The organism is Kitasatospora sp. NPDC093679 (genome assembly GCF_040683455.1).
Lineage (GTDB): Bacteria > Actinomycetota > Actinomycetes > Streptomycetales > Streptomycetaceae > Kitasatospora > Kitasatospora arboriphila.
In genome coordinates, this window is sequence record NZ_JBFBDW010000004.1 from 138914 (window position 1) to 162054 (window position 23141).

General features: G+C 71.9%; 15 protein-coding genes. 9 read left to right on the forward strand and 6 right to left on the reverse strand.

Annotated elements, in window-relative coordinates; translation table 11 throughout:
* Positions 1 to 119 precede the first annotated feature (119 nt).
* Complete coding sequence (locus tag AB0O09_RS05510; RefSeq protein WP_363540323.1) at positions 120 to 4565, reverse strand: LamG-like jellyroll fold domain-containing protein; 4446 nt, start codon at positions 4563 to 4565, stop codon at positions 120 to 122.
* Positions 4566 to 4975: 410 nt separating this feature from the next.
* Here AB0O09_RS05510 and AB0O09_RS05515 point away from each other — a divergent pair, with 410 nt between their 5' ends.
* Positions 4976 to 6004: an aminoglycoside phosphotransferase family protein gene (locus tag AB0O09_RS05515; protein WP_363540324.1), complete on the forward strand. Its 1029-nt coding sequence runs from the start codon at positions 4976 to 4978 to the stop codon at positions 6002 to 6004.
* Positions 6005 to 6031: 27 nt separating this feature from the next.
* Here the strand turns inward: AB0O09_RS05515 and AB0O09_RS05520 are convergent, their stop codons facing one another.
* Positions 6032 to 6586, reverse strand: a complete 555-nt coding sequence (locus AB0O09_RS05520) for a Uma2 family endonuclease (protein WP_363540325.1) — start codon at positions 6584 to 6586, stop codon at positions 6032 to 6034.
* A 130-nt stretch (positions 6587 to 6716) separates the two neighbouring features.
* A complete protein-coding gene (locus AB0O09_RS05525) occupies positions 6717 to 7979 on the reverse strand; it encodes a family 16 glycosylhydrolase (protein ID WP_363540326.1) in 1263 nt (420 codons plus the stop codon).
* Between the two features lie 448 nt (positions 7980 to 8427).
* Here AB0O09_RS05525 and AB0O09_RS05530 point away from each other — a divergent pair, with 448 nt between their 5' ends.
* A complete protein-coding gene (locus AB0O09_RS05530) occupies positions 8428 to 8985 on the forward strand; it encodes a DUF6368 family protein (RefSeq protein ID WP_363540327.1) in 558 nt (185 codons plus the stop codon).
* Positions 8986 to 9010: 25 nt separating this feature from the next.
* On the opposite strand, the gene AB0O09_RS05535 is transcribed toward AB0O09_RS05530, so the two are convergent.
* Positions 9011 to 10129 (reverse strand): IS630 family transposase, encoded by a 1119-nt coding sequence (locus AB0O09_RS05535; RefSeq protein WP_363540415.1) that lies wholly within the window; start codon positions 10127 to 10129, stop codon positions 9011 to 9013.
* A gap of 99 nt (positions 10130 to 10228) precedes the next feature.
* Here AB0O09_RS05535 and AB0O09_RS05540 point away from each other — a divergent pair, with 99 nt between their 5' ends.
* A complete protein-coding gene (locus AB0O09_RS05540; protein WP_363540328.1) occupies positions 10229 to 10660 on the forward strand; it encodes an ASCH domain-containing protein in 432 nt (143 codons plus the stop codon).
* A 63-nt stretch (positions 10661 to 10723) separates the two neighbouring features.
* Positions 10724 to 11422, forward strand: a complete 699-nt coding sequence (locus AB0O09_RS05545; protein WP_363540329.1) for a VOC family protein — start codon at positions 10724 to 10726, stop codon at positions 11420 to 11422.
* 122 nt (positions 11423 to 11544) lie between these two features.
* Here AB0O09_RS05545 and AB0O09_RS05550 read toward each other — a convergent pair whose 3' ends face one another.
* Positions 11545 to 14433, reverse strand: coding sequence for a glycosyl hydrolase (locus AB0O09_RS05550; RefSeq protein WP_363540330.1), 2889 nt, complete (start codon positions 14431 to 14433; stop codon positions 11545 to 11547).
* Positions 14434 to 14865: 432 nt separating this feature from the next.
* Between AB0O09_RS05550 and AB0O09_RS05555 the strand changes: the two genes are divergently transcribed.
* From AB0O09_RS05555 to AB0O09_RS05570, 4 genes are all read left to right on the forward strand, one after another.
* Positions 14866 to 16107, forward strand: a complete 1242-nt coding sequence (locus tag AB0O09_RS05555; protein ID WP_363540416.1) for an extracellular solute-binding protein — start codon at positions 14866 to 14868, stop codon at positions 16105 to 16107.
* Between the two features lie 74 nt (positions 16108 to 16181).
* Entirely contained in the window at positions 16182 to 17153 is a 972-nt protein-coding gene (locus tag AB0O09_RS05560) for a sugar ABC transporter permease (protein WP_363540331.1), read from the forward strand.
* Between the two features lie 5 nt (positions 17154 to 17158).
* Positions 17159 to 17995: a carbohydrate ABC transporter permease gene (locus tag AB0O09_RS05565; RefSeq protein ID WP_344624533.1), complete on the forward strand. Its 837-nt coding sequence runs from the start codon at positions 17159 to 17161 to the stop codon at positions 17993 to 17995.
* Between the two features lie 53 nt (positions 17996 to 18048).
* A complete protein-coding gene (locus tag AB0O09_RS05570; protein ID WP_363540332.1) occupies positions 18049 to 19473 on the forward strand; it encodes a GH1 family beta-glucosidase in 1425 nt (474 codons plus the stop codon).
* A gap of 132 nt (positions 19474 to 19605) precedes the next feature.
* Here AB0O09_RS05570 and rsgA read toward each other — a convergent pair whose 3' ends face one another.
* The gene (gene rsgA, locus AB0O09_RS05575) at positions 19606 to 20715 is read right to left on the reverse strand and encodes a ribosome small subunit-dependent GTPase A (protein WP_363540333.1); all 1110 of its coding nucleotides are present in this window, start codon (positions 20713 to 20715) and stop codon (positions 19606 to 19608) included.
* A 463-nt stretch (positions 20716 to 21178) separates the two neighbouring features.
* Between rsgA and AB0O09_RS05580 the strand changes: the two genes are divergently transcribed.
* On the forward strand, positions 21179 to 22855 hold the full coding sequence (locus tag AB0O09_RS05580; protein WP_363540334.1) for a carbohydrate binding domain-containing protein: 1677 nt from the start codon (positions 21179 to 21181) through the stop codon (positions 22853 to 22855).
* The last annotated feature ends 286 nt before the right edge of the window (positions 22856 to 23141 follow it).

Genomic DNA, 23141 nt, shown 5'->3' on the forward strand with positions numbered 1-23141 from the left:
CGAGAGCGGTGGTGGGCGGCGCCGCACCGGCGCCGCGGGTCCGCGCGCACGCAGGCGGCGGAAGTCGAAAGGGACAGGCCGGGCAGCATTGCGCTGCCCGGCCTGTCAGCGGCGCCGGATCAAGGACCGGTCGTGGTGTCGATCACGGTGCCGTAGTCGGCCAGCCGCGTGATCTGGTCCTGGGTCAGGACGCCCTGGTAGGCCCAGACGTCGTCCAGCTGTCCGGAGAACTGGTCGCGCCAGGCCCCGGCCGCCTTCGTACGGCCGAAGTCGACGCGGGACGTTCCGGCGGCCGGAGCGGCGGAGTCGAACGGACGTCCCGGCAGCAGGGCGGTGCTGCGGCCGAGGCAGTTCAGGTCACTGCCGGTGCAACCGGTCCGGTCCGACTCCCCGTTGACGAACAGCGAGAGCCGGCCGGAGAGGCCGTCGTAGACGACCGCCAGGTGGGTCCAGTTCTCGTAGATCGGGCTCGGGCTGTTCGAGACGACGGTGACGGTGGCGGTGGCTGCGTCCTTGTCCGCGACCGCCGCGCGCCACTCGCCGACCACCTGCTGGGTGTCCGGGTCGGTCTTGACGTAGTGCCAGCTCAGCGTGACCGCCGCACCCGTGGTGCCGGGCGCCGAGAGGACCGCCATGTCACGGGTGGGCAGGCCTGCCGTGTTGGCCCACGCGGCGAGCGTGAAGCTGCGGTCGGTGTGCAGCGGGGTCGTGGTGCTCTCCGCGTACCCCGCGACGCCGTCGAGGTTGAGGACGCCGTCCATGAGGAGGCCGGTGTCGGGGGCGGTGGTGGCCCCGCTGGCAGCGATCAGCGCGTGTGCCGCCGCCGGCGACTCGTCCGGTGTGGCGAGCGGGTTCCCCGTGGTGGTGTTGAGCTTCCAGCGACCCGCGAGCTGCGGCTTGGCGATCACCAGGTCGGCGATCTCCGGTTTGGTGACGACCCGGTCGAAGACGTGGACGTCGTCGATGTCGCCGTTGAAGAACTGGCTGTACACACCGTTGTGCTGGACCGCGCCGACCCTCAGGGCGCCGGGAGTCGGCCAGGGCGTGGTCTGGGTGTAGTCGGACTCGCCGACCAGGTAGCCGTTGATGTACAGCCGCAGCTTCTTGGCCGTGGCGTCGGACACGCCCACCAGGTGGGTCCACTGGTTGTCCAGGCCGCTGAAGCACGGCACGCCGTTGACCGTGCTTCCCGGGGTGCAGTCCGCCTGCATCGTCCGGACGAGCGTGTCGGTGTCGGAGTCCTCCTTGTAGCGGCCGAAGATCCACCGCTTCCAGTAGCCGGAGTAGTAGAGGATGAACTCGTCGCTGTGGACACCGCTCTGGGAGAGGGCCATCCGCACGTTCGTGTCGGTGTCCGCCATCTTCGGGGACTTGACCCACGCGGAGACCGTGAAGCTGCGGGTGCCGTCGATCTGCGGCCGATCGGTCTTGCCGTAGCCGGTCGCCCCGTTGAAGTGGACGGCGTTGCCCGCGATGCCCGCAGCACCCGTTCCGGCGTCGCCGGACAGGGCGAGCGCGTCGACCTCGGCGGCGCCGCTCACCTGGGTGGCGCCGGAGGCCTCGTCGAGGTGGAACACCGCCTTGGCGGGCCTTCCGGTGGCCAGGCCCTGATCGGCGGCGATCTTGGTGATCTCACCGGCGTCGAGCGACCGGTCCCACAGCCTGATCTCGTCGACCGCGCCGGCCCACGGATCGACCCACTGGCCGTTCCAACGGGTGCGGCCGATCTCCATGGGGCCGTGGCCGTCCCATCCGGAGGCGACGCCGGACGACGCCGCCCACTGCCCGTTGACGGACAGCTGGATGAACCCGCCGGTCTGGTTGTACGTGCCCGTCAGGTGGGTCCACTGCCCGACGGCGGCGACACCGGGTGAGGCGGCGACCACCGTCGTGGCGTCCTGGTCGCCGGGCTTGGTCTGGATCTTGAAGCTCCAGTGGCTCGCGCCGCCGACGTTCTCCACGCCGAGCGTGTAGGCGTAGTAGTTGGGCCCGTTCTGGCTCACGGCACTGGCCGAGTAGTGCCCCTGGCCTCCGTCGTAGCGGACCCACGCGGACACCGTGAAGCTCTTGGAGGTGTCCAGCACCGCGGCGGTCGTCTCCGCGTAGCCGGTCGCGGCGTTGTCGTTCAGGGTGACGGCCTGGCCCAGGTGGCCGGGCGATCCGGCCACCGCGCTGCTCCCCAGCGTCGCGTCGGACCGGAACCCGGTCGCGGCGAGGGAGGCGGCGCCGCCGGTCTCGTCCATGGCCCAGCCGGTGCGCCGGCCCTGCCCGTTGCGGACGTTGAAGTAGTACGTCTCGGGCTGGGACGCCGTGCCGGCCGCGTTGATCGACTTCACCGTCAGCGTGTGTGGACCGGGTGTCTCGGGCAGCACGTTGACGGTCTGGGCGGCGCCGCTGGTCGTGGCGATCTGATGGTCGGCGGAGGCCGGGGCGTCCAGGCCCCACTGGTAGGCGACGATGTTCGTGGTGGCGGCCTTCAGCGTGAACGCCCCGTAGCGGCCGACACCGTCGGTCCACGGGAGCGGTGCCGTGACGTCGGTGGAGACCGGGTAGGAGGCCGAGGTCACGGTCGGGCCGCTCGGGATCGCGGTGTCGACGTTGAAGAGGCACGAGGTCGGGTCGCCGTTCGACGACCACGGTCCCCACTGGGCGCCGTCCCAGGCGCGCATCTCCCAGCCGTAGTTTCCGCTGGCGGAGGTGGTGAAGCTCGGGAGCTGGAGCGAGAAGACCGATCCGGAGGCCTTGAAGGTGTTGGAGGCAGGCGGTGTGGCCTCGTCCCCGGTCGACCACCAGCGTCGCTTGTAGGTGGTGCCGTCGCTCCAGTCCACGGCGAACTGGACGCCGATGGCGTCGCCGTCCGGGTCAGTGGCCTTCGCGGCGATCTGCGGCCACTTGTTGACGCTGGTGATCGTCGAGAGGCAGCTGCCGCCGGGCGACATGGTCAGGTCCGACATGGCCGACTGGCGCGGCGGGACGTTGTAGTAGACCTGGAGGTAGGCGGAGGTGAAACGCTTCCAGGCGTAGGTGTCGCTCTCGTTGGTCGCCCTGAGCCCGAACGTGGTGGTCGGCCAGTTCCAGTTCGCACCGTCCTGCACCAGGTTCTTCACCGCGTCGGAGGGGTTCGCCGCACCGGATCCGAATTCGACCCACGCTCCGTCGCCGCAGCCGTTGTAGCCGTTCGCGGCGTCCACGGCCTGCAGCTTGCGGCTCCAGAAGTTGGCCGCGTTCTGCGAGTTCCACGTGGTGCTCTTGGAGATGTAGCCGGTGCCCCACAGCTCGACCGGCTTCTTCGTGCACGAGTAGGAATGGTTCTCCCAGGCTCCGAAGGTCGCGGTGAGGATCTGCTTGCCGACGAACTGGGCCGTGGGCACCTGGAAGAAGATCCGCTTGACGTCCAGCGGCGCGCAGCGGCTGGTGTCGCCGCAGTAGCCCACGCCGAAGTCGTTGACCGGGGTCGAGGTGTAGGTGTAGTGCCAGTAGGCCTGGTCGGGGAAGGTGCGGGAGACGCCGGCCCAGTCGGCGGCCTGCGGGGTGTTCCAGGCCGGGTCGATCATGACGGGGAAGACCGTGTCCGGGGCGTCCAGCATCCGCCGGTCGGGGGTGAGGACCAGCGCGTCCTGGGCCGCCGGGAAGTCGACGGCGAGCTTGGCGAGCTTGGCTCCGGGCAGCGGCGCCTGGACGGCGCCCGACGGTGCGGCCGCTTCGCTCTTCGCCGGCGTACCGGCAGCCGCGCCCTCCGGGACGTCCGCGGCAGGTGTGCTCTTCGCCGAGCTCTCCGCAGCGGGCGCGCTCTTCGCCGACTTCCCCGCGGTGGGGGCGGTCGTCGGTGACGCCTGGGCGGCGGGGGCGGTCCGGCCGGAGTCCCACATCACCGGCGCGGGCGCCTCGAAGACGGTGCCGCCGCCGGCCTTGTCGACGGCCGTGAGCGACCCGTCGGCAGCCTCCTTGACGACCAGGCCGTCGCCCTTCATGCCGAGGCGCAGCACGTCCAGCTTCGGGTTCTTCGCGGCCTGTGCCGTGTGCACCACGATGACCTGCGTGAAGCCCGTCCTGGTGGCGGTGAGCCGCAGGTCCACGTCGGGGAGGATCGACCGGTACTCGGCGGTGTCGTCGGACACCACCGGCCTCGGCAGCCGCTCGGGCCAGGTCAGCCTCAGTTCCTTGCCCGCGCGGGCGATCCGCACCAGCGGCTGGCTGCCGCCGCCGGAGAACCTCACGTCCGCGGTGACCGCCCGGGGGGCGACGCTTCCGTCCGCGGCCACCTGCAGGGTGGCGTCGATGTCCGCCCAGCGGCCGCCCTGCCGTACGCGCTGCGGCTGGGTGAAGACCGTGGCCTTCAGCCGACCGTCGGGCTGTGCGACCACGTCGCTCAGCTCGGTGCGCAGCGCGGGGACGTCCACCGGTTTGCCGGTCCGCTTCGCCTCGGCGACCGCCAGGGTCTCCGGGGTCTCGGCCGGAGCCGTGGCTCCCGTGTCCTTCGCACTGTTTCCGGAGTCCGCCGCGACGGCCCGACCGGCCGTCACCGCCCCCGTGCTCGCGATCAGACCGGCGGCAAGACACACCACGAGCACTCTTCGTGCCGCGGTCCGCCCCCACCGGCTGTGGTCGCCCACAACCAGGCTCATCCGTGTTGCCCCCCAAGATCTACGATTCGACTGGGTAGCTTCGGACACCGGCGAACGGACCGTCAAAGGCGAAGAGCGGCAGGCCTCGGGATCGAACGACACGGTGGGCGCCACAGGCACGGTCATTCGCGGGCCAATCGGGCGCAGACGCACATAAGGCCGTGTCGAACGTCACAGGGATGATCGCTGCGGATGCGGAACCGAACGGCGGCCGTGCGCATCGCGCCACGGGAAAGCCATATCAGACTCGTCGTCAGCAGCCTTCCCTGCGAATCCCCCACCATGCCCATGATCTGATCGCACGTCAAATTATCCGCCGAGAAGGTTCGTACCCGTGCGATGATGGCGCCATGTGGTCACGACTGCCCTTCGGGGAGCGGCTGAGGGCCGAACTCGGCACGCCCCGTGGAGCCCGCCGGCTGGGCAGCAGCCCCCGCTCCCGGGTGTGGCGGGCCGAACTCGCCGGCACCCCCGTGGTCGTCAAACAGCTCCGCGACGGGCCCGGCGCCGACGACCGGTACGCCCGCGAGACGACCGCCCTCCGCCTCGCCGCCCGCACCGACCCGCCGGTCGCCCCGAAGCTCCTCGGAGCGGACCCGGCGGCCCGGGTGATCGTCCTGGAACACCTCGCCGACGGCACGCCCCGCGCCGACTGGGTGATCGACTACGCGGCCGCCCTGGCCCGGCTGCACGCCGCGGCCGGCCCCGGCGGCGCCGACGGCCTGCCCGCCTGGTCCGGGCCCACCGGCGAGGACGTGGCGGCCTTCCTCCGGCTGGCCAGGACGCTCGGCGTCGTCGTACCGGCCGGGGCACGCGCCGAACTCGACGGCATCGTCGACCGGTTGGCCCGGCTGCCCGGCCGCGCCCTGCTGCACGGGGACCCGTGCCCGGGCAACGACCTGCACACCGGGGACGGCCTGCGCTTCGTCGACTTCGAGCAGGCCTCCCGCGGGCCCGGCGTCGTCGAACTCGCCTACCTGCGGATCGGGTTCCCGACCTGCTGGTGCGCCACCGCCCCCGCCCGGGAGCGGCTGGCCGCCGCCGAGGCCGCCTACCGCGCCCAGTGGCGCGCCGACACCGGCACCGAGGTGGACGGCGACCTCGCCGACGCCTGCGCCGGGTGGCTGCTGCGCGGCGACGCACTCGTCCAGCGCGCCCACCGCGGCACCACCGACCACCTGGCCCGGATCCCGCACCGCGACTGGGCCTGGGGCACCGCCACCGCCCGCCAGCGCCTCGCCCACCGCCTGCGGACGGTCGGCCGCCTCACCGCCGACACCCCCGCCTCCCGCGACCTGGCGCGCCTCGCCACCGCCATGCACGAGGGCATGCTCGCCCGCTGGCCCGCCCTGCGCCCCCTCCCCGAACGGCGGCCGTAGGCCGTCGACCGCGGCGGCGGCCCGGCCTCAGCGGTAGCGGGGGAACCGGCCGGTGTCGATCAGCCACCGCCCGACGGGAACCTCCTGGCCGTAGTCGAACGTCCGGATCTTGCGGTAGGTCGTGCCGTCGGGCTCCTCGAGCACCTGGGCGGTACCGCGGCCGGGGTCGACGATCAGGTACAACGGGATGCCCATGGCCGAGTAGTCCGCGATCTTGTCCCGGTAGTCGTTCTCCGGGTTGCTGCGCGAAACCACCTCGATGACCAGGGCCACGGCCCTCGGGTCGACGGCCTCCTCGGGCTGCTCCTCGATCAGGTCCTCGGGCAGGACCATCACGTCCGGCACACGGAGGCGACCGAGCACGGCGTCCTGCATGTCCGTGTCCATCAGGGCGTACATGTCGGGCGTCTGCGCCATGATCTGCCGCGCGAGGTTCATGGCGGTGAACCCGTGCGGTGTCGTGGGCGACATCATCATGACCAGGCCCTGCGGACCGATCTCCACCCGGGGCTTGGCCGGCAGCGCGGACAGCTCGTCCGCGATCTCGCGGAGGCGGGCGAACGTGGCGGGATCGATGCTCATACCCCCACGCTACTGAACCCGGGGAGGCGGCGCCGGGAGGTCCGTCGGCGCCCCCGCACGGGCGGGCGCCCCGCGCCCCGGCAGGGAGCCGGGGGCGGGGCGCCGCGGTGGAACCGCCGGGGCCGGGGGGTCAGCCGACGGTCCACTTCTGGGCCGTGGTGCCGTTGCAGGTCCAGGTCTGCAGCCGGGTGCCGTCGGCCGAGGAGCCGTCCTTGGCGTCCAGGCACTTGTCCGCACCGACGTTGGTCAGGTCGTGCGCGGCGGTGTACGTCCACTTCTGGGCGTTGGTGCCGTTGCAGGTGTACAGCTGGACGACGGCGCCGGCCGCGGTGGAACCGCCCGCGACGTCGAGGCACTTGCCGAGGGCGCGGACGGTGCCGTCGTTGCCGACCGTCCACTGCTGGGCCGCGGTGCCGGTGCAGTTGTGCAGCTGGATCGGGGTGCGGTCGGCGCTGGAGCCGCCGGCCACGTCGGCGCACATGCCGCCGATGCCGCGGATCGGGCCCGACGCTGCCGGGCCGCCGCCGGAGGTGGAGGCCCGCACGTAGTCGACGACCATGGTCTGCGGGAAGGCCGTCGAGCCGTCCGGGCTGCCCGGCCAGTCGCCGCCGACCGCCAGGTTGAGGATGACGAAGAACGGGTGGTCGAAGACCCACTTGTTGCCGTGCGTGTCGGCCGGGGTGCGGGTCTCGTACGGGGTCCCGTCGACCGACCAGACGATGGAGTTGGGGCTCCAGTCGACGGAGAAGACGTGGAAGTCGTCGGCGAAGGCCTTGCCGCCGGGCAGGCTGTACGCGGCGCCGAGGCCGCCCGCACCCGAGTAGCCGGGGCCGTGGATGGTGCCGTGCACGCTGTTCGGCTCGCGGCCGATGTTCTCCATGACGTCGATCTCGCCGCTGTTCGGCCAGCCCGCCGAACCGAGGTCGTTGCCGAGCATCCAGAAGGCCGGCCAGACGCCCTGGCCGCGCGGGATCTTGATCCGGGCCTCGAACCTGCCGTACGCCTGGGTGAAGGTCCGGGCGGTGTTCAGCCGGGCCGAGGTGTACTGGCACTGCCCGTACCAGCAGCCGAGGCCGGGGTCGGTGTTCTTCTTCGCGGTGATGACCAGGTGGCCCTGGCCGTCCAGCGAGGCGTTGGAGGTGCTGTTGGTGTAGTACTCCAGCTCGTGGTTGCCGAAGCCGCCGCCACCGGTCTCCAGGGTCCACTTGGCGGCGTCGGGGCCGCGGCCCGCCGGGCCGTCGAACTCGTCGGACCAGGTCTGTGCGGCGGTCGCGGCGCCGGCCCGCGGGGCCACGGCGTCGTTGGCGGAGACCAGTGCCGCGCCCACGAGGGCCGTGGTGAGCGTGAGCACGAGTCCGCCGAGCGACCAGCGGCGTTTGCGGTGGGAGGCCATGACAGGCACACCCCTTCCTGGGGACGTGGGGGTGGGGCAGGGAAAAGACCGCGCGTACCCGAAGGAGCGAGAGCGCTCTCTTCGCGACCGGGGCGGCTCCGGTGGGCCCACACGCTACCGACGGGTCACCCCCGCCGACAATGCCACCCCTCATCGACGCCAATCCCCTGACCTGCGACGATACAAATCTCCGCAGTCCCTTAAGCGTCTCTTAGGGCCCACTTGACCTGTGGACATCATCCGCGGGGCCCGCCGCACCGGAAATCGCTTGCCCGGCGGCTGCCCCGGGGCGCGGCCCGGCCGGAATCCGGATGCCCACGACCGACCGCCGGGCTAGTGCCGTGACCGGGATGGTTCGCCGGGTTGGCGGCTCGATGCTCGGCCGACCGGATTCGAGGTAGTGAGAATTTCAGCGGTGTCGAGCCAGGTAGCGGGCTAGGCTCCCGGCATGGCTGGTCCAACCCTGGTGATCGAATTGGCGGAGCCTGTCTCCTCGGCTGCGCTGGCTGAGTTCAGTGTGCTGATACGAGAGCTCTCCACCCACTTCGAGCAGCGGCGCCTCGGATACTTCGACGTCAACGTGCCCGTGGAACGGCTGGGCATTGATGCGGCGACGGTGCTCGATGCGCAGGAGGTGGACGGTCGTCGGCCCTTTCTGGTCTACCTGATGGGGCCTGGGGTCGGTGACGAGAGCATCTTCGAGGCCGAGCACGCGGACGAGCCCGAGGTGGAAGCAGTCCTCGGCTTCAAGCCGACTCATGCCGTGAATGTCAGCGCCAGCTGCAACCGTGGGATCGACCACACGGCCACTGCTCTGCTCACCGCGGCAGTCATCGACGTCCTCGGAGGGGTGGTCAAGGCCGAACTTCTGGAAGGCCAGCAGGCGGTGGTCGCCGGGCTTCCAGGGGTGCTGGGCCTCACCGACGAGGAGTATCCGATGGTGCTCGGCACTGCGGAATTCCTGCGGGCCTGGGTCGACCAACCCGGCTTCCGGCTGGTCAAGTAGCCCAGCGACGGAGCCGGCGCCATTGTCACGTGGCAGCAGCGGGTCTGCCGCCCCAGCGGATGCCCTTCTCGCTGCGGATACGGGCCCGTTCGCGTCGCTGGGCGGCAAGGACGTCGGGGTGCCGGGCGTTGGTGTTGCGCCATCGCAGGTAGGCGTGCAGGGCCCGGGTCTGGACGGTGTGGTTGCGGTGGTGAGAGTTGGCGACGGTGAACTGCCGCAGCGGCCCGAAGTGGGCTTCGATCGGATTCGCCCAGGACGCGTAGGTCGGGGTGAAGCACAGCTCGACGCGGTTCTTCTTCGCCCAGCGCCGGATGGTCTGGCCCTTGTGGGCGGACAGGTTGTCCAAGATGACGTAGATCGGGGCACCATCCGGGCGGGCCGCGCGGATCGACCTGAGCGCGGCCAGGGTGTTCGCGGCGCCTTTCTTGCGGCGGTTCACGCCCCAGAGCTTGTCGTCGCCGACCGAGTAGCAGCCGTGGAAGTAACGGACTCCGTGGGTGCGGTGGTAGGTCGCGGGGTGCCGCTCGGGATGGCCGGCGGGAGCCCAGCCCGAGCCCATCGTGGGCCGGATGCCGAGCGGACCGAACTCGTCGAACGCGAAGACCCGATCGGGGAAGCGGTCCAGGACGTGCTCGATGCGGTCGAGCTTGGTGTCACGGTCGGGGTCGGGTGATTCCTTCCAGGTCTTGGTCCGCTGGAAGGTGACGCCGCGGCGGGCGAGCAGGCACCGTAACGCCTCGCGGCCGATCCGGATGACGCGGCCGTGGACTTTCCGCAGGTAGGCAGCGAGTTTGCGGATCGACCAGCGGGTGAAGGGCTGGCCGAGCTTGGTCGGGCGGGTGGTGGCCGTCTGGACGACGAAGTCCTCGTCGTCAGTACTGAGCAGGCGGGGACGGCCTCCCGTCCACCGAGGGTCCAGAGCGGCCAGGCCGATCTCGTTGAACCGGTGAATCACGTCGCGAACGGTGTCCTCGTCGGCCTGCACCAACTGCGCGATCACCGGAACCCGATTCCCGCCGACCGAGGCCAACAGCATCATTGCACGCCGGAACCGCACCGAACTGGTGCTGCCCCGCCGCACGATCTGCTGCAGCTTCTGCCCCTCCTGGTTGGTCAACCTGCGTACACGGACAGGTTCCGCCACCACACCCCCAACGGTCGGACCCACGGACATCACCGCACATCCAACCGCCCCCAACACCAACCCGGCGAACCATCCCGGTCAGAGCACTAGCCTGACCGGATGGACCACGCCAGCCACGAGGGCCTGCCCAGGGCCGAGTTCGCCTTCCCCGGCCCGCTGCGCGACGCACTCGTCGCGGCGATCCTGGACGGCTCCAAGACCAGCACCACCGGCTTGGTCGCGGAGTACGAGAAGCTCGGCGAGAGCATCCCCGGCCCCGGGTACCGGGAGGCCGTGGTCGACTCGGGCGGGCAGGTGGTCGCGGTGATCGAGCTGACCGAGGTGCGGATCGCCCCGCTCGCCGAGGTCGGGCTGGCGCACGCCGTGGCCGAGGGCGAGGGCTATACCTCGGTCGCCGAGTGGCGGGCCGGCCACGAGAACTTCTGGCACAGCCCGGAGTTGCGGGCCGTCCTGGAGGACCCGCACTACACCGTCGACGACACCACCCCGCTCGTCCTGCAGCGGTTCCGGCTGGTCGACCGCGTCAAGTAGTCCGCAAGCAGAAGTAGTCCGCGGCCGGAGGTAGTTGGTCGACGACCTGCTACGTTGGCGCGCATGACCGATGACGCGAGCGGAACCGAACGGATCAGGCCCCGGCACTTCCACGAGAGCGAGGGCGTGCAGGACTGGCGGGTGCTCGGCGAGGGCGCCTGCGCCTACTTCCGCACCGGGTCGTTCGCGGCCGGCGCCCGGTTCGCCCAGGAGATCGGCGAGTTGGCGGGCCTCGGCGGTGACGCCCCGGACGTCGACCTGCGGCCCGAGGGTGTCACGGTACGGCTGATCACGCTCACCGAGGACTACTACGGACTGACCGCGCGGCACGTCGAACTGGCCCGGCAGATCTCGGCGGTGGCCCGCAAGCTGGACCTGCCGGCGGACCCGTCGGCCGTGCAGACCGTCCAGGTGACCGTCGACGCCCTGGCCGGCCCCTCGGTGGTGGCGTTCTGGCGCGCCCTGCTCGGCTACCGCGAGCGCGCGGGCAGCCCCGAGGACCTGGTCGACCCGCGGCGCCGCGGAGCGCCCTTCTACTTCCAGCAGATGGAGGAGCCCCGCCCGCAGCGCAACCGGGTGCACGTCGACGTCTGGGTCCCCCACGACCTGGCCGAGGCCCGGGTCGCCGCCGCGCTCGCGGCCGGCGGCCGCCTGGTCAACGACGAAGCCGCCCCCGCCCTCTGGGTGCTGGCCGACCCCGAGGGCAACGAGGCCTGCGTCGGCGCAGCCGGCCCGCCCGACCCGGTGCCCGCCGGGCGGTAGGCCGGACGCGCAAGAGCTCCCCGTCCGCCCCGGCGATGCGCGCGGGACGGACGGGGAGCGGGCGTTCGGGCGGTCGGCTCGGGGACGCGTGGAACCACTCCCACGCCCCCTGGAGCCCGGGACTAGTTGAACGGGATGCGCAGGACGGAGGCGCTGCCCTGGGTCTGGGTGGCGCCGACCCTCAGCTGGGCGGGGGCGCTGCCGATGGCGGACCAGACCTCGATGCGGACGGTTCCGTGGTCGAGGGTGCCGAGGGTGCCGGTGGCGGAGGCGAGTCCGGCCGCGGTGCCGGAGTAGCGCTCCCAGCCGGCGACCGGGTCGGTGGCGAAGTACCGGTAGGTCTCGACGCGTTCGAAGGTCCCGTCGCCGGTCAGGTCGTAGGAGATCCTGGCCTGCTGGCCGAGGCCGACGGCGCTGCCGGCGTCGACCCAGAGGTCGAAGTCGGTGGCCGCGCCGGGCTTCACGGTGCCGCTGAGGTTGCGGATCTCGTAGACCTTGGCCTGGTACGGGGTGCCGTCGTGGTTGGTGCCGCCCGCGGAGGGCAGCGTGTCGGTGGCGGCCGCGCTGCCGTAGGCGGTGGTCAGGGCGCCGCCGGGCTGCAGGTAGAAGGTGTTGCCGGTGGTGGCCGTCGCGGTCGGGGTGGGCGTCGGGGTCGGGGTGGGCGTGGGCGACGCGGTCGGCGAGCCGGTCGGGGTGGGCGACGGGGTGACGCCGCCGGTTCCGCCGTCCTGCCGGCTGCCGCGCTCGCTGGCGGTGGAACGGGCGGGCACGGTCAGCGCGTAGCCGTCCGAGAAGTGCACGGTGCGGGCGGTGGTGGTGTAGTTGTGCGCCACGTGGGTGCGGGTGCCGCCGCTGGTGAAGACCGCCGCGGTCGGGGTGTCGGCGGTGGTCGCCGGGTCGAGGGTGCCGAGCGAGGCCAGGGTGTGGATCCAGTGGTAGGTGTGGGCCTTGGACTCGCCCTCCTCCGGGGTGTAGCCGGCGTTCCCGGCGTCCCAGTCGGCCTTGGCGGCGGCCGGGTCTTCGAGGGCCTCCGTCTCCCAGAGGAGGTCCCGCCAGTCGGTGAAGGCGCCGCCGTTGTTGGCCTTGAGTTCGGCGAGGTTGGCGCGCAGGTCGTCCTGGCGGCGGCCGAGGTAGAGCGATCCGCCGTTGAGGGGCAGGAAGTTGATGCCGTGGATCATGCCGGGCGAGGCCGTCCACCAGGTGGAGTAGGCGGCGCCGCTGCCCCAGACCATGCCGACGGTGGCGTGGCCGAAGGTGCTCGGGAAGACGCTGTGGTCGGCGTCGAACCAGTACTGCTGAACGGCGTTGGCCTCGGTGGTGTACAGGTAGACGCCGAGGTCGCGCAGGGTGGTGTCGCCGGTGGCGGAGCCGTAGAGGATCAGCGCGGAGCTGAAGTTGAGGCCCTCGGAGGAGGACTCCTGGTTGTTGCCGGCGGCGAAGCCGGCGTGGCCGGAGGCCCAGCCGTGGCCCGCGTAGACGTCGAAGTTGCGCAGGAGCGGGAAGCGGCCGTCGGTGCGGTCTGCGTTGGCGGCGTCCTTGGCGAGCAGCTTGACCATGCCGCCCCAGGCGGAGTCGGCGGCCCAGGCCGCGTCGTAGCGGGCGACGGTGGCGGCGGCCTGGACGAAGTAGCCGTAGTGGAAGTGGTGGTCGTTGAGTTCGGCGTCGGTGCCGTAGGAGGCGGGGTAGCCGATCAGCGTCTTCCAGGTGGGGTCGTAGGCGAAGACGGACGAGCCGGTGCCCTTGAACCAGGTTTCGAGCTTGCCCTTGAGCAGTCCGATCAGCTTGTCGCGGGTGGCGGTGTCGCCGAGCTGGTCGGCGACGGGCACGAGCTGGGCGAGCCGGCCGAGGGCCTTGCCCGTCCAGTAGGTGTCGGTGGCGCCCTGCCACGGGTCGGCGGCGTTCGCCTCGGCCTTGACCATGGTGTCGAGCGCGGTGCGGTCGTAGGCGCCGAGGTCGGGCAGTGAGGGCAGCACGCCGGTGACGGCCTGCGCGGTGGTGAACGAGGCGCCCTCGCGGACCTTCATGGTGCCGCGCGGCGAGGTGTAGGAGTGGGAGGTCAGCGGGTCGGCGGTGGCCTGCCACTGGTGCGGGTAGAGGGCGAGCAGGGTGCCCGTCCCGGTGCCCTCCTGCGCGGTGGTGGTGGCGGTGTAGGTGGTGCTCAGCGTGCCGGCGGCCTCCTGGTAGGTCCAGGTGGCCTTGGTGTCGGTGACGAAGTTGTACGCGTAGGTGCGGTACCGGGCGAGGTCGGCCGGCGAGGGCAGCACGGCGACGGAGTAGTAGTCCTTGCCGCCGAGGGCGGCGGTGAGGGTGCTGCCGCTGACCGTCCAGTCGGTGCCGGTGGGGGCGAAGAGGCCGTAGTGGTGGCCGCCGACGGTGATGCCGAGGACGTTGCCCTGGTCGGAGAAGACGGTCGGGGTGCCCGCGGTGGTGATCTGGGCGGCGCCGCCGGTGGCGTGCGCGTAGACGTACGGCAGGCCGTGGCCGACGGTGGCGCTGAAGGTGTGGCCGCCGTCTGCCCAGTAGGGGGTGACCGTCCAGTCGGACCAGCCGTCGACCTTGGTGTCCGGGGAGTTGAGGCCGGCCACGCCGAGGGTGAGGTCGCGGGTGTGGGTGAAGTCGTACTGGCGCCCGTCGGAGGTGATGGTCGGCGTGGTGGGGTAGCCCACCTCCAGGCCGCTCGCGTTCGCCTTGAAGGTGAGCGGGTGGGCGTACATGTTCTCGGAGTACGGGTTGCCCGCGTAGCGCTGGTAGATCAGCGAGGACCACCAGTCGTTGGTGGGGGCGGCCTTGCCGGCCGCCCGGGCGGTGACCTTGGGGGTGACGGGGGCGCCGTCGGAGTTGCTCGGCCCGACCGTGCCGGCGGGGCGGGTGTCGGCGTATCCGCCGAGGCCGACCGGGACGGTCGCGGCGGCGGCACTGCCGGCGGCGACGGTCGCGGTGAGGGCGGCGGCGGCCGCCAGGGCGAGGGCGGTGACCGCCGCGGCCGGGCTGCGCAGGGATCTGAGCTTCATCGGGTCCACCTCGGGTGGGGGTGGGGACGGGTGAGTGTGAGGGTGAGTTCTGAAAGCGCTCTCAGCGATCGGACGGTAGGGCCGGATCCGACGGAGTGTCAATGCGCTGAACCGAATCCGCCGAACGGCCGCACCGAAGGCGGGAAAGGCCCGTAGGGCCGGGGCGGAGGGCCGGGCTCCGAGGTTACGGTCAGGTTTCGACCCCTTGACGACCACCCGCCGATCCCGGCACTCTCCTTGCATCGCTGAGAGCGCTCTCAGAAATGAGGCACCGGGCATCGACATGCCGGCGGCCCGCGGAGAGCGCTCGCTCGTCAGTGCTCCCCTTCGCAGACTCCAGCCACCCACCCTGTCCGGTCAGGAGACATCCCCATGCGCCCGTTCAGAGCCCGCCGTACGGCCGCCCTCGGCACCGCCGCCCTCGCGGCGACCATGCTGCTCACCGCCTGTTCCTCCGGCGGCACCGCATCGAAGGACGCCGCCGACGGCAAGGTCACGCTGACGATCGACCTCTTCGGCACCTTCGGGTTCAAGGAGACCGGCCTCTACGACGAGTACATGAAGGCCCACCCGAACATCACCATCAAGCAGTCCGACACCCAGGACGAGGCCCAGTACTGGCAGGCCCTGCAGACCAAGCTGGCCGGCGGCGGCGGCGTGGCCGACGTCCAGGGCCTGGAGGTCGGCCGGGTGGCGAGCGTCGTGCAGAAGCAGGCCGACAAGTTCACCGACCTCAAGACCGTCGGCATCGGCGACGTCAACGACGGCCTGGTGGGGTGGAAGGGCGCGGCGATCAAGACCGCCGACGGCAAGGTGCTCGGCGCGGGCACCGACGTCGGCCCGGAGGCGATCTGCTACCGCACCGACCTGTTCAAGGCGGCCGGCCTGCCCACCGACCGCACCGAGCTGGCCGCCAAGTGGTCGACCTGGCAGGGCTACCTGGAGCTGGGCAAGCAGTACGCCGCCAAGGCGCAGCCCGGCAACGCCTGGACGGACAGCGCGGCGGGCATGTTCACCGCCGAGGTCGGCCAGCAGAAGGTGCGCTACTCCGACGAGGGCGGCAAGCCGGTGTACGAGACCAGCCCGGCGGTCAAGACCGCGTGGGAGGACTCCACCAAGCTGGTCGCGGACGGTCTGTCGGCCAAGCTGCCGCAGTGGACCCCGGAATGGAACAAGGCCTTCTCCACCGGCAAGTTCGCCACGCTGAGCTGCCCGGCCTGGATGATCGGCTACATCAAGGGCCAGGCCGGCGACGCGTCCGCCGGCAAGTGGGACATCGCCGCGGGCCCGGGCAAGACCGGCAACTGGGGCGGCTCGTACCTGGCGATCCCGCGGACGGCCAAGCACCCGAAGGAGGCCGCCGAGCTGATCAAGTGGCTGACCGCCAAGGAGCAGCAGGTGAAGCTCTTCACCAAGCAGGGCTCCTTCCCGTCGAGCACGGCGGCGCAGGCCGAGATCAAGTCGGTCCAGGACCCGTACTTCAACAACGCGCCGATCGGCCAGATCTTCAGCGAGTCCGCGGCCGCGATGCCGGCCCAGGTGCTGGGGACGGACGACGGCGTGATCGGCAAGGCGTTCACCGACGCGCTGGGCGAGGTGGAGCGCACCAACACCGCTCCGGCCACCGCCTGGCAGCACGCGCTGGACAACGTCAAGAAGGCCAACGGCAACTGATGCTCCGGCAGTGACAGCCGCCTGATCACCGGCCCCCGGCCCGTCCGGCCGGGGGCCCCGTCCGAGGACTCCCCATGGCCATCTCCTCTCCCCCGGCCCCGGCCGCCGGGCGGCGCCCCGGGCAGCCGGCACCGGCCGCCGCGGCGCGCCGGTCCGGCCCGCGTGCGGCGGGGCGGCTCGCCCCGTACGGGTTCGTCGCGCCGTTCTTCGTCCTGTTCGCCGCCTTCGGGCTGTTCCCGCTGGTGTACACCGCGTACGTGTCGCTGCACCGGGTGGAGCTGCAGACCTCGGAGCAGATGGACTGGCTGGGCCTGCAGAACTACACCCGGCTGTTCGAGGACCACTTCTTCTGGAACGCGCTGGGCAACACCTTCACCATCGGCGTGCTGTCGACCGTGCCGCAGCTGCTGATGGCGCTCGGCCTGGCGCACCTGCTCAACTACAAGCTGCGCGGGCGGACGTTCTTCCGGGTCGCGATGCTGATGCCGTACGCGACCTCGGTGGCGGCGGCGACCCTGGTCTTCGCCCAGCTGTTCGGCCGCGACTACGGTCTGATCAACTGGCTGCTCACCTCGGTCGGCCTCTCCCCGGTGGACTGGCAGGCGAGCACCTGGGCCTCGCAGCTCGGCGTGTCCGCGATCGTCACCTGGCGGTGGACGGGCTACAACGCGCTGATCTACCTGGCCGGCATGCAGGCGATCCCGGGCGAGCTGTACGAGTCGGCGGCGATGGACGGCGCCTCGCGCTGGCAGCAGTTCCGCCACGTGACGATCCCCGGTCTGCGTCCGACGATCGTCTTCACCGTGGTGGTGTCCACCATCGGCGCCACCCAGCTGTTCGGCGAACCGCTGCTGTACGAGGGCAACTCGGGCGGCGGCATCTCGCACCAGTACCAGACCCTCGGCCTCTACATGTACGAGCAGGGCTGGACCTTCTTCCACCTGGGCCGCGCGGCGGCCGTGGCGTGGGTGATGTTCCTGCTGATCGTGGTACTCGCCCTGCTCAACGCGGCGATCGCCGCCCGGCGCAACCGTACGGACCGGTGATCGAGATGATGCTCGCCAAGCGCTCCCCCCTGCAGGGCGGCCCGCTCGCGTACGCGGTGCTGGGCACGGCCACGCTGCTGTTCGTCTTCCCGTTCTACTGGACGGTGGTGGCGGCCAGCCGGACCAACTCCGAGCTGAGCGCGGCGACTCCGTCGCTCACCCCGGGGCCGAACCTGTTCCACAACTTCGGTGAGGCGCTGCAGCAGGCCGCGATCGGCACCGCGCTGTGGAACTCGCTGCTGGTGTCCGCCGCGGTGACCGCCGGCGTGGTGCTCTCCTCGACGCTGGCCGGCTTCGCCTTCGCCAAGCTGCGCTTCCGCGGCCGCGGGCTGCTGCTGGCCGTCACGGTCGGCACCATGATGATCCCGCCGCAGCTGGGCGTGATCCCGCTGTTCATGGTGATCGTGAAGATGGACCTGCAGAACAAGCTGCCGGCGGTGATCCTGCCCTCGCTGGTCTCGGCGTTCGGCGTGTTCTTCATGCGGCAGTTCCTGATCCAGGCGCTGCCGGACGAGCTGATCGAGGCCGGCCGGGTCGACGGCGCCTCGGCGCTGCGGATCTTCCGCTCGATCGTGCTGCCGGTGGCCCGTCCGGGCATGGCCGTGCTCGGCATGCTGACCTTCATGGCCACCTGGAACGACTTCTTCTGGCCGATCGTCGCGCTGAGTTCGCAGAACCCGACGGTGCAGGTGGCACTGAAGTCGCTCGGTCAGGGGTACGTGCCGGACCAGTCGGTCGTGATGGCCGGCACCCTGCTCGGCACGCTCCCGGTGCTGCTGGTGTTCGCGCTGCTGGGCCGGCAGATCGTCGGCGGCATCATGCAGGGCGCCGTCAAGGGCTGAGCCGCCCCCGCACCGCCCCCGTGCATCCCCAACCACTCTCCCCGGAAGGCGACATGTCCGTCGAAGCCCTCCCCTCCCCCGTCCGCACCGGTTTCCCGGCCGGCTTCGTCTGGGGCGCGGCGACCGCCGCGTACCAGATCGAGGGCGCCGCCGCCGAGGACGGCCGCACGCCGTCCATCTGGGACACCTTCAGCCGCACGCCGGGCAAGGTCCGCAACGGCGACACCGGCGACATCGCCGCCGACCACTACCACCGGTACCGCGAGGACGTGGCCCTGATGGCCTCGCTCGGGCTCGGCGCGTACCGCTTCTCGCTGGCCTGGCCGCGGATCGTGCCCGGCGGCCGCGGCCCGGCGAACGAGGCCGGCCTGGCCTTCTACGACCGGCTGGTCGACGAGCTGCTCGAGGCCGGGGTTGCCCCGGTGGCGACGCTCTACCACTGGGACCTCCCGCAGGAGCTGGAGGACTCGGGCGGCTGGACGAACCGCGACACCGCGTACCGCTTCGCCGAGTACGCGCAGGTCGCGGCCGAGCGCCTCGGCGACCGGATCGGCACCTGGACGACGCTCAACGAGCCGTGGTGCAGCGCGTTCCTCGGGTACGGCAACGGCATCCACGCGCCGGGCCGCACCGACCCGGCGGCCGCCCTGACGGCCCACCACCACCTGCTGCTGGCGCACGGCCTGGGCACCGCGGCGCTGCGCTCGGCGCTGCCGGCGGCGGCCCAGGTGTCGCTGACGCTGAACCTGGCGGCCGTCCGCCCGCTGACGCAGGACGCGGGCGACCTGGACGCGGCGCGGCGGATCGACGGCCTGGCGAACCGGATCTTCCTGGACCCGGTGTTCCACGGCCGCTACCCGGCGGACGTGCTGGCGGACACCGCGGGGGTCACCGACTGGTCCTTCGTCCACGACGGCGACCTGGCGGAGATCTCCCGCCCGATCGACTCGCTGGGGATCAACTACTACACCCCGACCGTGGTCGCCGCGGACGACCCGCAGAACCCGGCCGCCCGCCAGGACGGCCACGCCGGCGACCTCTCGCCGTGGCCGGCCGACCGCGGCGTGCGCTTCCTGCCCGCCGAGGGCAGCCGCACCGCGATGGGCTGGCCGGTGGACGCCGACGGCCTGTACGAGCTGCTCACCCGGCTGCGCGACGACCTGCCGGGCCTGCCGCTGCTGGTCACGGAGAACGGCGCCGCGTACGAGGACTACTGCGACCCGACGGGTGCGGTGCGCGACCCGGAGCGGATCGCCTACCTGCACGGCCACCTGGCCGCCGTCCGCCGGGCGATCGCCGACGGGGCGCCCGTCCGGGGCTACTTCCTCTGGTCGCTGCTGGACAACTTCGAGTGGGCTTTCGGCTACAGCAAGCGGTTCGGCATCGTCCACGTGGACTTCGCGAGCCAGCGGCGCACCCCCAAGGAGAGTGCGCGCTGGTACGCGGAGGTGATCCGGACGGGGGACCTGCCGGCCTGACGGGCCGGCCGAGAACGCCGTGCGGCTGCCGGGGGCTGTGGGGGCTCCGGCAGCCGCACGGGCACGTCCGCCCGCCCCGGTCGGGGCGGGCGTCCGGCCGCCGGGCCCGGCGGGGCCCGGCGGCCCTCCGGCTCAGCGGGTGCGGCGCGGGTCGTGCCGGGTGGGGCTCGACGAGCCCCGCATCGACTTGGTGACGGCCTTCCACTTCCTGGCCCGCTCGGCGGCGACCCGGGCGTCGCTGCGCGAGGCGATCCACTCGTTCTCGCGCTGGAGCTTGAGGTAGCTGTCCATCCGGCGCTGCGGCAGCGTGCCGTCCTCCAGCGCGGCGGCGACCGCGCAGCCCGGCTCGGAGCGGTGGCTGCAGTCGTCGAAGCGGCACCGCTCGGCGATCGCGGCGATGTCGGCGAAGGCGAGGTCGACGCCCTCGCCGCCGTACAGGCCGACCTCGCGCAGCCCGGGGGTGTCGATGACCACGCCGCCGTCCGGCAGCGGGATCAGCTCCCGGGTGGTGGTGGTGTGGCGGCCCTTCTCGTCGACCGAGCGGGTCTCCTGGACGGCCATCGCGTGCCGGCCGGCGAGGGCGTTGGTGAGCGTGGACTTGCCCGCGCCGGACTGGCCGACCAGGGCGGTCGCGCCGGACAGGTGGGCGCGCAGATCGTCCATGCCCTCGCCCGTCTCGGCACTGACGGTGAGCACGGCGGCGCCCGGGGCAATCTTCTCCACGTCCTCGCGGATGAAGTCGGCGTCGTCGACCAGGTCGGCCTTGGTGAGGACGACCAGCGGGACGGCGCCGCTCTCCCAGGCCAGGGCGAGGAAGCGCTCGATCCGCCCGAGGTCCGGGTCGGCGGCGAGCGAGACCGCGATCATGACGGTGTCGACGTTGGCGGCGAGCACCTGGCCGTCGGAGCGGCCGCCCGCGGTCTTGCGGACGATCGCGGTGCTCCGGCCCAGCAGGGCGGAAACGGTGGGCAGGGGCTGCGCGGCGAGGTCGACGGCGGCCCAGTCCCCGGTGCAGGGGCACTTGACCGGGTCGGGGTCGCCGACCGGCCGGGTATCGGCGCGGACGGTGCGCAGCTCGCCGGACTCGGGGTCGGCGAGCAGGACGTCGCACCGGCCGCGGTCGACGCGGGAGATCAGGGCGGGGGTGAGCCCCGCCTCGGCGTGGAAGGCGAACTCGGCCGCCCTGTCCTCGTTCCAGCCGTGGGCGGAGAGCGGGAGGGCGGCGGAGGTGGAGCTGGTCACGGTGGGGTGGGCCCTTCGGCGAGGGTGGCCCCGGCGGTGCGCGCCCGACGGCGCGTCAAGGAGTCGTGGAAGTCAGCCGGTGGCCACGGGGGTGGGAGTGAACGACGTACGGACGCGGGCAGCGTCCAGCGCAGCGACGGTCATCACGGTCCTCACCTCCGGGTGTGCAGGGCTGGCTCGACGGGGGACGGCCCTCGACGGGCCCTCCCGAACGGCACCACGGTAGCCACGGCCGGCGGGGCCGCGCCAGCGAATATTCCCGCGGCTGCGCGGGGGCTCGGCCACCGGTCCCGGGCGGTCCCACCTGGGAGGGTGCCGGGCCGGGCCAAGTGCGGTTCCGCCGATGGACGTTGACGGACCCTTGACACCCGATATTGGTCTAGTCCATCTTGGCGATGCACGCGGCCTGCACGGCTCCCCCGCACCCCTGCGGCCGCAACCCCCATCCCCCACTGGAGGTCCTGTGCGTTCCCGCAACCGCCTCGTGGCGGCGCTCGGCGCCGTCGCGCTGGGCTCGGCCGCGGCCGTCGCCCTGCCCGCTACGGCCCAGGCGGCCAACCTGCTCACCAATCCCGGCTTCGAGAGCGGCACGCTCAGCGGCTGGTCCTGCACCGGCGGGCTCGGCTCGGTGGTGGGCTCCCCCGTCCACTCCGGCAGCAAGGCGCTCGCCGCCGCGGCGAGCGCGAGCGACACCGCGCAGTGCACCCAGACCGTCTCGGTGCAGCCCAACACCACGTACACGCTGTCCGGCTGGGTCCGCGGCAACTACGTCTACCTGGGCGTGACCGGCGGCGCCTCCACCTGGACGCCGTCCGCCGCCTCGTACCAGCAGCTGTCGGTGACCTTCACCACCGGCGCGAGCCAGACCAGCGCGCAGATCTTCACCCACGGCTGGTACGGCCAGGGCACCTACTACGCCGACGACATCAGCCTGGACGGCCCGGGTGGCGGCGGGGGCGGCGGCGACGCCCAGGCGCCGACCGCGCCGGGCGGCCTCGTCGCGACCGGCACGACCTCCTCGACCGTCTCGCTGTCCTGGAACGCCTCCACCGACAACGTCGGCGTGACCGGCTACGACGTCTACAGCGGCTCGAACGTGGTGGCCAGCAGCACCGGCACCTCGGCGACCGTGAGCGGCCTGGCCGCGAGCACCTCCTACACCTTCACCGTCAAGGCGCGCGACGCGGCGGGCAACACCTCGGCCGCCTCCAACGCCGTCTCGGCCACGACCGGCTCCGGCGGCGGGGGCGGCGGCACCGGCTTCAAGCAGGCCGCGCCCTACCTCTACATGGGCTGGGGCGAGCCGCCGTCCGCGACCACGGTGATGAGCGCCACCGGCATCAAGTGGTTCACCATGGCGTTCATCCTCTCCTCGGGCGGCTGCAACCCGTCCTGGGACGGCCAGCGTCCGCTCGCCGGCGGTGTCGACCAGCAGACGATCAACGCGATCCGGGCGGCCGGCGGCGACGTCGTCCCGTCGATCGGCGGCTGGCAGGGCAACAAGCTCGGCCCGAACTGCGCCACCCCCGAGGCCCTGGCCGCCGCCTACCAGCAAGTGATCAGCGCGTACGGGCTGAAGGCGATCGACGTCGACATCGAGAACACCGACGAGTTCGAGAACACCGTCGTCCAGGACCGCATCCTCGGCGCCCTGAAGATCGTCAAGCAGAACAACCCGGGCCTGCGGACGATCCTCACCTTCGGCACCGCGACCACCGGCCCGACCTACTACGGCAACCGGCTGATCGAGCAGGCGAAGGCGCTCGGCGCGGACATCGACGTCTTCACCATCATGCCGTTCGACTTCGGCGGCGGCGCCGACATGTACGGCAGCACCGTCAGCGCGGCGAACGGCCTGAAGTCCAAGCTGAAGTCGACCTTCGGCTGGGACGACGCCACCGCCTACGCCCACGTCGGCATCTCCGGCATGAACGGCCTCTCAGACAACCAGGAGACCACCACGCCGGCGACCTGGACGAGCATCCGCGACTGGGCCAACACCAACCACATCGCCCGCCTCGCCTTCTGGTCGGTCAACCGCGACCGGCCGTGCGCCGGCGGCGGCGTGGCCGAGAACTGCTCCGGCATCAACCAGAACAACTGGCAGTTCACCTCGATCACGGCCGGCTTCACCGGCTGACGACCGCAGGTCCGCAGAACCGCGAGGCAGCGGAACCGCAGGTCCGCAGAGCCGCCCCCGCCCACCGGCGGGGGCGGCTCCCGTGCGTCCGGGCAGCCTCTCCCGGGCAAATTGTTAGCGCTAACAGTCTGCCCGTCAAGCAGCCTGCACAGCGCTTCCATATCTATGCCCGCACGTGACCCGATGGTGACTCCAGCCCCTCTTGACGGGCTTCTTGTGAGCGTTAACACTCAGGTAACGCCAGGCCAGGGCCCCGGACAGGAACCTGACCGGACCGGTCGGCCCC

What these genes read in the sequence shown, in the direction of transcription:
- AB0O09_RS05540 (WP_363540328.1), top strand. Translation starts at nt 10,229, where the DNA reads ATGGACCACGCCAGCCACGAGGGCCTGCCCAGGGCCGAGTTCGCCTTC.
- AB0O09_RS05530 (WP_363540327.1), top strand. Translation starts at nt 8,428, where the DNA reads ATGGCTGGTCCAACCCTGGTGATCGAATTGGCGGAGCCTGTCTCCTCG.
- AB0O09_RS05560 (WP_363540331.1), top strand. Translation starts at nt 16,182, where the DNA reads ATGGCCATCTCCTCTCCCCCGGCCCCGGCCGCCGGGCGGCGCCCCGGG.
- AB0O09_RS05570 (WP_363540332.1), top strand. Translation starts at nt 18,049, where the DNA reads ATGTCCGTCGAAGCCCTCCCCTCCCCCGTCCGCACCGGTTTCCCGGCC.
- AB0O09_RS05515 (WP_363540324.1), top strand. Translation starts at nt 4,976, where the DNA reads ATGTGGTCACGACTGCCCTTCGGGGAGCGGCTGAGGGCCGAACTCGGC.
- AB0O09_RS05550 (WP_363540330.1), bottom strand. Translation starts at nt 14,433, where the DNA reads ATGAAGCTCAGATCCCTGCGCAGCCCGGCCGCGGCGGTCACCGCCCTC.
- AB0O09_RS05525 (WP_363540326.1), bottom strand. Translation starts at nt 7,979, where the DNA reads ATGGCCTCCCACCGCAAACGCCGCTGGTCGCTCGGCGGACTCGTGCTC.
- AB0O09_RS05565 (WP_344624533.1), top strand. Translation starts at nt 17,159, where the DNA reads ATGATGCTCGCCAAGCGCTCCCCCCTGCAGGGCGGCCCGCTCGCGTAC.
- AB0O09_RS05555 (WP_363540416.1), top strand. Translation starts at nt 14,866, where the DNA reads ATGCTGCTCACCGCCTGTTCCTCCGGCGGCACCGCATCGAAGGACGCC.
- AB0O09_RS05520 (WP_363540325.1), bottom strand. Translation starts at nt 6,586, where the DNA reads ATGAGCATCGATCCCGCCACGTTCGCCCGCCTCCGCGAGATCGCGGAC.
- AB0O09_RS05545 (WP_363540329.1), top strand. Translation starts at nt 10,724, where the DNA reads ATGACCGATGACGCGAGCGGAACCGAACGGATCAGGCCCCGGCACTTC.